Source organism: Betaproteobacteria bacterium, assembly GCA_016791345.1.
In the GTDB taxonomy this organism is placed as follows: Bacteria; Pseudomonadota; Gammaproteobacteria; order Burkholderiales; family JAEUMW01; genus JAEUMW01.
Window position 1 is genome coordinate 1 of sequence record JAEUMW010000382.1, and the last position, 7,063, is coordinate 7,063.

The 7,063-nt window shown below is 66.8% G+C and carries 12 protein-coding genes; 6 read left to right on the forward strand and 6 right to left on the reverse strand.

Annotated elements, in window-relative coordinates; translation table 11 throughout:
* The 3 genes from JNK68_14715 to JNK68_14725 all read left to right on the forward strand — a co-directional run.
* A partial coding sequence (locus JNK68_14715) for a DUF3833 family protein (protein MBL8541597.1) occupies positions 1-347 on the forward strand: 347 nt, incomplete at its 5' end.
* Positions 348-1,124, forward strand: coding sequence for an SDR family NAD(P)-dependent oxidoreductase (locus tag JNK68_14720; GenBank protein ID MBL8541598.1), 777 nt, complete (start codon positions 348-350; stop codon positions 1,122-1,124).
* Complete coding sequence (locus tag JNK68_14725) at positions 1,124-1,537, forward strand: nuclear transport factor 2 family protein (GenBank protein ID MBL8541599.1); 414 nt, start codon at positions 1,124-1,126, stop codon at positions 1,535-1,537. Before JNK68_14720 ends, JNK68_14725 begins: the two co-directional genes overlap by 1 nt.
* A 65-nt stretch (positions 1,538-1,602) precedes the next feature.
* On the opposite strand, the gene JNK68_14730 is transcribed toward JNK68_14725, so the two are convergent.
* Positions 1,603-1,905, reverse strand: coding sequence for a DUF883 domain-containing protein (locus JNK68_14730; protein MBL8541600.1), 303 nt, complete (start codon positions 1,903-1,905; stop codon positions 1,603-1,605).
* A gap of 155 nt (positions 1,906-2,060) precedes the next feature.
* Between JNK68_14730 and JNK68_14735 the strand changes: the two genes are divergently transcribed.
* Positions 2,061-2,978, forward strand: a complete 918-nt coding sequence (locus JNK68_14735) for a TerB family tellurite resistance protein (GenBank protein ID MBL8541601.1) — start codon at positions 2,061-2,063, stop codon at positions 2,976-2,978.
* Between the two features lie 13 nt (positions 2,979-2,991).
* Here JNK68_14735 and JNK68_14740 read toward each other — a convergent pair whose 3' ends face one another.
* The 5 genes from JNK68_14740 to JNK68_14760 all read right to left on the reverse strand — a co-directional run bounded on the left by JNK68_14740 (position 2,992) and on the right by JNK68_14760 (position 6,060).
* Entirely contained in the window at positions 2,992-3,399 is a 408-nt protein-coding gene (locus JNK68_14740; GenBank protein ID MBL8541602.1) for an META domain-containing protein, read from the reverse strand.
* Positions 3,396-3,968 carry a BON domain-containing protein gene (locus JNK68_14745; GenBank protein ID MBL8541603.1) on the reverse strand — a complete coding sequence of 191 codons (573 nt, stop codon included), beginning with the start codon at positions 3,966-3,968 and terminating at the stop codon, positions 3,396-3,398. The genes JNK68_14740 and JNK68_14745 overlap by 4 nt, the downstream gene beginning before the upstream one ends.
* On the reverse strand, positions 3,968-4,558 hold the full coding sequence (locus JNK68_14750; GenBank protein MBL8541604.1) for a phosphoheptose isomerase: 591 nt from the start codon (positions 4,556-4,558) through the stop codon (positions 3,968-3,970). The genes JNK68_14745 and JNK68_14750 overlap by 1 nt, the downstream gene beginning before the upstream one ends.
* A 90-nt stretch (positions 4,559-4,648) precedes the next feature.
* On the reverse strand, positions 4,649-4,990 hold the full coding sequence (locus tag JNK68_14755; protein ID MBL8541605.1) for a YraN family protein: 342 nt from the start codon (positions 4,988-4,990) through the stop codon (positions 4,649-4,651).
* Entirely contained in the window at positions 4,987-6,060 is a 1,074-nt protein-coding gene (locus JNK68_14760; protein ID MBL8541606.1) for a penicillin-binding protein activator, read from the reverse strand. The genes JNK68_14755 and JNK68_14760 overlap by 4 nt, the downstream gene beginning before the upstream one ends.
* On the opposite strand from JNK68_14760, the gene rsmI reads away from it, so the two are divergent.
* Positions 6,055-6,927 (forward strand): 16S rRNA (cytidine(1402)-2'-O)-methyltransferase, encoded by an 873-nt coding sequence (gene rsmI, locus JNK68_14765; protein ID MBL8541607.1) that lies wholly within the window; start codon positions 6,055-6,057, stop codon positions 6,925-6,927. The two genes, JNK68_14760 and rsmI, sit on opposite strands and share 6 nt — an antisense overlap.
* 12 nt (positions 6,928-6,939) lie before the next feature.
* Positions 6,940-7,063: trimeric intracellular cation channel family protein (locus tag JNK68_14770; GenBank protein MBL8541608.1), on the forward strand; the 124-nt coding region annotated here is incomplete at its 3' end.

Here is a 7,063-nt window from a genome sequence, read left to right on the forward strand (position 1 = left end):
TCGACGCGAGCTGGACGGGCAACGTCGGCACCCTCGACGAGCATTTCGAGTGGTCCGATGGCAAGAAGACGCGGCGTATCTGGACCGTCACCAAGCTGGACGACCACCGCTACAGCGGCACCGCCGCCGACGTGATCGGCACTGCTGCCGGCACCGCCTACGGCAACGCGCTGCGTTGGCGCTACGTCCTCAACCTGGAGACCGACGACGGGAAGACCTACGAGGTCGACTTCGACGACTGGATGTATCTGATCGACGAGCGCACGATGCTCAATCGCTCTTACATGAGCAAGTTCGGCTTCGAATTGGGACAGGTCACGCTGTCCTTTACCCGCCGCGATTCGTAAATGCCGCTGAACGCACCGATTCAGGACTGGCACGGCCGCCGCGTCTGGATCATCGGGGCCAGCAGCGGCATCGGCGAGGCGACCGCGCGCGCCCTGCTCGAACGCGGCGCCCGCGTCGCACTGTCCGCCCGCAGCCAAGCGCCGCTGGAAGCGATGGCGGCGGCGTATCCAGAGCGTTCGTTGGTCCTGCCGCTCGACATCACCGTGACCGAGCAGCTGCGTGCGGCGCGTGGCGAGATCGAGGCGCGCTGGCAGGGCATCGACCTTGCCATCGTCGCCGCCGGCACACATCAGCCGGTGCGGGCCTGGCAGCTCGACGCCGGTCGCGCGCGTGCCCTGTTCGAGGTCAACCTCACAGGGGTGGTGACGGCCGTGACCGAGATCGTCCCCGTGCTGCTCGGACAGCGCACGGGCGGCGTCGCCATCGTCTCCAGTGTCGCCGGCTACGGCGGACTGCCGACCAGCCTGACCTATGGTGCAACCAAGGCGGCGCTCATCAACTTCGCCGAGACGCTTTACCTCGACCTGCGGCCAAAAGGCATCAGCGTCTACCTGATCAACCCGGGTTTCGTGAAGACGCCGCTTACCGACAAGAACGAATTCGAGATGCCGGCGCTCATCAGCGCGGAAGAAGCAGCCCGCGAGATCGTCGCCGGGCTCGAGCGTGGCGAGTTCGAGATCCATTTCCCGAAGCGCTTCACGCGCGTGCTCAAGCTGCTGCAACTGCTGCCCTATCGCGCTTACTTTGCTGCCGTGCGCCGATTTACGGGTCTATGATGGCGTCGCGTCTGGACGAACTCGTGCGCTACTACGAGTCGCTCACTGCGCAATCGGTCGCCCGCATGGGCGACTTCTATGCCGCCGATGCTTACTTCAAGGATCCCTTCAACGAGGTGCGCACGCTACCCGACATCCAGGCGATCTTCGCCCGGATGTTCGAGGTCGTCGAGTCGCCGCGCTTCGTCATCACCGAGCGTATCGTCGGTGAACAGTCGGTCGCGCTCACCTGGGACTTCGATTTCGGAATGCGCGGCCGGGCCATCCGGGTGCACGGCGCGAGCGTGCTGCGCTTCGATGCGGCAGGGCGCGTGCAGTATCACCGGGACTACTGGGATGCCGCCGAGGAACTCTACGAGAAGCTCCCGGTCTTGGGAGTGCTGATGCGCTGGCTCAAGCGGCGTGCCGGATGAACTCGATCACGCTGCGGCGTGCTTCGCCGAAACTCCCACGGCTGCCGGCGCAGCCGGCATCACCTTCAGTCGCGGCGGCTCAGAAGCAAGCCGATGAGAAGGCCGACCAGAATGCCCGCTCCCGCTATCGTCCAGGGGTTGTCGTGCGCATATGCGTCGACTTCGCGGGCCGCGTGTTTCGCCTTGCGCTCCAGTTCGTATTCGAGGTCGAGCAGCTGACCCTTCATCCGGCGCAGTTTCGGTTCGATCTTCGCGCGCACCGCATCGGTCTGCTCGCCGACTTCGCTCGCGGTGGCCTTGAGCAGATCCTCCGTGGAAGAAACGAGCCGCCGCGTTTCGTCCAGCAGATGCTGCGTGATGTTCGCCATGGCAGAGCCCTTTACGCAAATGGATGAAAGGGATTATACGGAGGTGGAAAAGTGAAATCGACCAGCCACGGGCGGGCGCGGAGCACGCACCTGCCGCAGGCGCCTCTGAGAAGGCAGCGCCTGCACTCCGTACAAATTGCCGAAAGAGGATAGTCATGACCCCGCAAGAGCAGCAATCGACCCTCAAACTGTGTCTTCTGGCCGCGCTCGCCGACGGCGCGGAGGACGCTCGCGAACGTGCCGAGCTGGAACGGATCGCCCAGTCGTTTCCCGGTGCGGCGCTGGATCTGGCGCAGCTCAAGGATGCCGTGAACGCGGGTGCTTCGGACCTCGCTGCCATCGCGCAGGATCTTTCTCCCACAGCGCGACAGTCGGCCTTCGAACTGGCTGTCTGCGTGTGCAATGCCGACGGCGCCGAAAACGCCGCGGAGGCCGCGTTCCTGGCCCGTCTGCGGGGAGCGCTCGGGCTCGGTTCCGGCGATGCGACCGCCTTCGAGCACGAGGCGACGACGGTGGCCTCGGCGGCGCTGGCCCCCGCGGAATCGCCGCGGCCGGCTCCGAACGTCGAGGAACAGGACAGGATGATCCTCAACTACGCGATGTTGAACGGCGCGCTGGAACTGCTGCCGCAGTCGCTCGCGTCGATGGCCATCATCGCCCTGCAGATGAAGATGGTCTATCGCATCGGACAATCCTACGGCTTCGAACTCGATCAGGGCAGCATCCGGGATTTCGCCGCAACCGCCGGCGTCGGCCTCGCGTCGCAGGCGGTCGAAAATCTCGGGCGCAGGATCATCGGAGGCATCCTGGGGAGTTTCGGCGGCCTTGCCGGGGCCGCCGGCAGACAGGCGACGGGCTCCGCGTTCTCGTTCGTGACTACCTACGCGCTCGGCAAGGTCGCGCGGGAGTACTACGCGGGCGGGCGCACGCTCGACGCGGCCCGCCTCAGGCAGGTGTTCGCGGCCATGGCGGAGGAGGCGAAGACCCTGCAGGCAAAGCTCGCCACCCAGATCCAGGACAAGGCAAAGACGCTCGATTCCCGCAACCTCGCGTCACTCGTGCGCGACGCGTGAAGCGAATCTGCTGCTACTGAGCGGGCGCGCGCTTGAACGTGAGCGTCGCGCCGGCGCCGGTCAGCGTGAGCCGATCTCCCCTGATCTGCCAGGAGGGTCTGCTTTCCAGCAGACCGAAGTAGCGCGCTTCGATCTTCGCGATTGCGGGCGGGCACGCCATCATCGTCGCGGCCAGCGGACCGATCTCGAGTTTCCCGCCCCGTTCCTGGAAGCCGCCGGCGGCACGATTGCATCCGGCGCTCGCGGCAACGCCGTCGCCCTGTATCTCCAGCGTAACCGCGGGTGCGTCGCCTGGCGCAGCGCCGAGCGCCTGCCGGTCGACGAGTGTCCAGCGACCCTCCAGGGGCGACGCAGCGAATGCGCCGACACTCACGATGAGCACGGCGAGGCCGGCGCCCGCCGCTGCAAAGAGCCGGCTCATCCCGTGTACTCGAAGACCTTCACCACCCGCTTGACACCGCTCGTGTTCGCAGCGACTTCGGCGGCCGCTTCGCCTTCCTTGCGGGTGACCAGCCCCATCAGGTAGACGACGCTGTTCTCGGTGACGACCTTCACGTAGTACTGGTTGACGTCCGGATTGCCGACCATGTTCGCCATCACCTTGCTCGTGATGTAGGAGTCGTCCGTCCAGCTCTGCAGGGCTGTCGGCTGCCCGACCACGATCTCGTTGCGGACATCGCGCGCGGTCTTCTGTGCCTGGGCGATCTTCTGGATCTCCTGGCGCACTTCCTCGCTCGGTGCCTCGCCCGTCAGCAGCACGATCCGGTTGAAGCTGGTGACGTTGATGTGGACCGCCTTTTCGCCGAACTTGTCGCGGATGGCGAGCGAGATCTTCCACTCCAGCGTTTCGTCGTCGGTGTAGGCACCGGTGGAGCGGCGGTCGGTGGCCATCATCGCGCCGGCAGCTCCGGCGCCCACCACCGCTGCTGCGATACAGCCGCCGAGCAACGGCATGACCACCAGCAGGGCGAGGATCAAGCGGGTTTGCATCACTCTACTCCGAGCAGAAGACAGTCGATTGCGTCGCACAGGCAGTGCAGCGTGAGCAGGTGCACTTCCTGGATGCGGGCGGTGTTGTTGGCGGGTACGCAGATGTGAATGTCGCCCGGCGCGAGCATGGCGGCAATCTGCCCGCCGGCCTTGCCGGTCAACGCCACGACCGCGAGTTCGCGCTCGTGGGCCGCCACGATGGCTTCCATGACGTTGCGCGAATTGCCGCTGGTGGAGATCGCGAGCAGGACGTCGTGGGTCTGCCCCAGCGCGCGCACCTGCTTCGAAAAGACCTGGTTGAAGTCGTAGTCGTTGGCGATCGAGGTGAGCGTCGAGGTGTCGGTCGTGAGCGCAATCGCGGCGAGCCCCGGGCGCTCCATCTCGAAGCGGTTCAGCATCTCGGCCGCGAAGTGCTGGGCATCCGCAGCCGAGCCGCCATTGCCGCAGCTCATAATCTTGCCGTCGTTCACCAGGCACTGGACCATGCGCTCCGCCGCGGCGGCGATCGGACCGGCGAGCGTACCGACGGCCTGCAGCTTGACTTCCGCGCTGTCCGTGAAGTGCGTGCTTATCCGGTCGATCAGGTCCATCGCGCCTGTGCGGGGCCAAAACGGGCGACATTATCGCACGAAGGCGTGCACCGTCCGCCTCGCCGGCGCGCGATATCGCGCCACTTCGCGTCATGCGCCGAAGGCATCGCGGATCCACTCGACCCCACCGCCGGGACCCGAGACGAGGACCGCGTCGAAGCGGCAGCGCGGCGTTCTCGCCTGGCTCGAGAGATAGAAGCCGGCTGCCTTGATGAGCCGCGCCCGCTTGGCGCCGGTGATGCTTTCCGCGGCCCCGCCGAAATCGCCCCGTCGGCGCATGCGGACCTCGACGAACACGACGGCATCGCCGTCGCGGGCGATCAGATCTATCTCGCCGAAGCGGCAGCGGAAGTTGCGCTGCAGGATGGTGAGTCCGGCGCGTACCAGATACTCGGCGGCCGCGGTTTCCGCAGCCTGCCCGCGGTTGGTCACGGACGCGCCGGGGAGAGCGCCCGCGGCTGGTCCGGGCCGAATTCGGCCGGCGTGAGACTGCGCTCCAGGGTCTGCCCCAGCGACAGATCGATGCGGCCGGTGACGCCGTCGATGCTCGCGGCCGAAGGCGGTGGCGCATCCAGCAGGGTCTGGCTCACGCGATAGGCGTCGATGCCGAGCGCGTAGAACCGCTCCTGCTCGTTGCTGACGCCGGAAGGTCGCGGATAGATCATCACCGCCGGATGATCGGGCTGCACCATCCAGGGCATGTCGAGAAAGCGTGCGCCCTCGAGGTCGGCGTTGGCCATGCTGTCGCCGCGCGTCGCGTAGAGCTGCGAGGTGCCGTAGAAGGGCGTGCTGCGATCGGCGAAGGCGCGCACGAAGCGGGTGCGCTGGGCGTCGCAGGCGACGAAGATCATGTCCGCCCTGGCGGTGTCGTAGGTGCTCTTGAGCTTGGCCAAAGTCTTCGAATCGGCGGGCAGCTTCAAGACCCCCACCACCCGCCCGCCTTCGGCCGTGAAGGCTTCGCTGAAGGCGTCCTGGATGCGCTTGGAAAGCGGACCGTCGGTCGTCACGACGAGCGCGGCACGGCGTCCGTCGGCCAGCGCAAAGGAGGCAACCTGCCGTGCCTCCGGCTCCGCCTGCAGACCGAGGACGTAGAGCGATGGCGGCATCGCGAGACTGGGGTCGGATGGATTCAGGGCGAGGGTCGGAACGGTGACCGCACCATGGGCGACGATCGCGTTCACCCCCGGCCGCGTCATCGGGCCGATGACGACGCGTGCGCCGTCGGCAAGCGCCAGGTCGTAGTTCGCGACGGCATCCTTGGCTTCGTCGACCATGCCGTACACGCGCACCGGCAGCGCGTTCTTGCCGTCCACCTTGGCCGCTGCGAGCACGCCCTGGCGCACACTGTCGGCAAAGCGGCCGAAGCCCGGGGACTGCGTGGGCAGCAGGAGCGCGATGTGCGGCGTCGGCCCGCGCGGGGCTTCGGTGCCGGTGGCAGCGGCACAGACAGGCCCGTATAGTGACGCGACAGCCAAGAGGAAGAAGGTGAGCCAGCCTTGCATGACGGTGCGACCGAAGGCGAGGATCCGAAATTATATGTAGTCGCCACTCCCCTGGGAAACCTGGGCGACATCACCCTGCGCGCACTGCAGGTGCTGGGAGCGGTCGACGTCATCGCGGCTGAAGACACGCGGGTGACGCACAAGCTGCTGCTGCATCACGGCATCCACACCCGACTCATCGCGGCGCACGAGCACAACGAGCGCAGCGCTGCCGCACGGATCGTGGCGCTGCTGCGCGATGGCAAGCAAGTGGCACTCGTCACCGATGCCGGTACCCCCGGAATCTCGGATCCGGGAGCGGAAGTCGTCGCCGCGGTACGCGCTGCCGGGTTCGCCGTGACACCGATTCCCGGAGCAAATGCGGCAGTCGCGGCGCTCTCGGCGTCCGGGCGCGTGACCGATCGCGTTCTCTTCTGCGGCTTTCTGCCGGCGCGAGCGGCGGCGCGTCGCAAGGCGCTGGAGACGCTGCGCGCGCTGCCGTTCACGCTGGTTTTCTACGAGGCTCCGCACCGCGTGCGCGAAACGCTGATCGACCTGCGCGATACGCTCGGGGCGGAGCGCATCGTGACCCTGGCGCGCGAACTCACGAAGCGCTTCGAGTCTTTCCACAGCTGCCCTCTGGCGCAGGCGGAGGACTGGGTGGCAGCCGATCCGAATCGGGAGCGTGGTGAGTTCGTCCTGCTCGTCGATGGGGCAGAGGTCGAGCGTGCCGCCGAGGCAGAAGAGAAAAGTGCCGAGCGGGTCCTGCAGGTGCTGCTCGCCGAATTGCCGCTCAAGCAGGCGGTCGCACTCACCACCACGATCACCGGCGCGAACCGCAACCGGCTCTACGCTCGCGCGCTCGCCCTCCGATCCGACGCCAGCTGAGGCACGACAAGCATGGAGTCACTGAGTTCGGGACCGATGTTCACCTATTGGGCGGGACAGGTCGGCATCGCCGTTTTCGCCGTGACGGGGGTGCTTGCCGCCGGTCACCGCAACCTGGACCTCTTTGCCGTGGTGG

Coding starts and splice junctions, on each gene's coding strand:
- JNK68_14760 (MBL8541606.1), bottom strand. CDS start 6,060: ATGCAAGGCTGGCTCACCTTCTTCCTCTTGGCTGTCGCGTCACTATAC.
- JNK68_14745 (MBL8541603.1), bottom strand. CDS start 3,968: ATGCAAACCCGCTTGATCCTCGCCCTGCTGGTGGTCATGCCGTTGCTC.
- JNK68_14725 (MBL8541599.1), top strand. CDS start 1,124: ATGGCGTCGCGTCTGGACGAACTCGTGCGCTACTACGAGTCGCTCACT.
- JNK68_14740 (MBL8541602.1), bottom strand. CDS start 3,399: ATGAGCCGGCTCTTTGCAGCGGCGGGCGCCGGCCTCGCCGTGCTCATC.
- JNK68_14735 (MBL8541601.1), top strand. CDS start 2,061: ATGACCCCGCAAGAGCAGCAATCGACCCTCAAACTGTGTCTTCTGGCC.
- JNK68_14720 (MBL8541598.1), top strand. CDS start 348: ATGCCGCTGAACGCACCGATTCAGGACTGGCACGGCCGCCGCGTCTGG.
- JNK68_14750 (MBL8541604.1), bottom strand. CDS start 4,558: ATGGACCTGATCGACCGGATAAGCACGCACTTCACGGACAGCGCGGAA.
- JNK68_14730 (MBL8541600.1), bottom strand. CDS start 1,905: ATGGCGAACATCACGCAGCATCTGCTGGACGAAACGCGGCGGCTCGTT.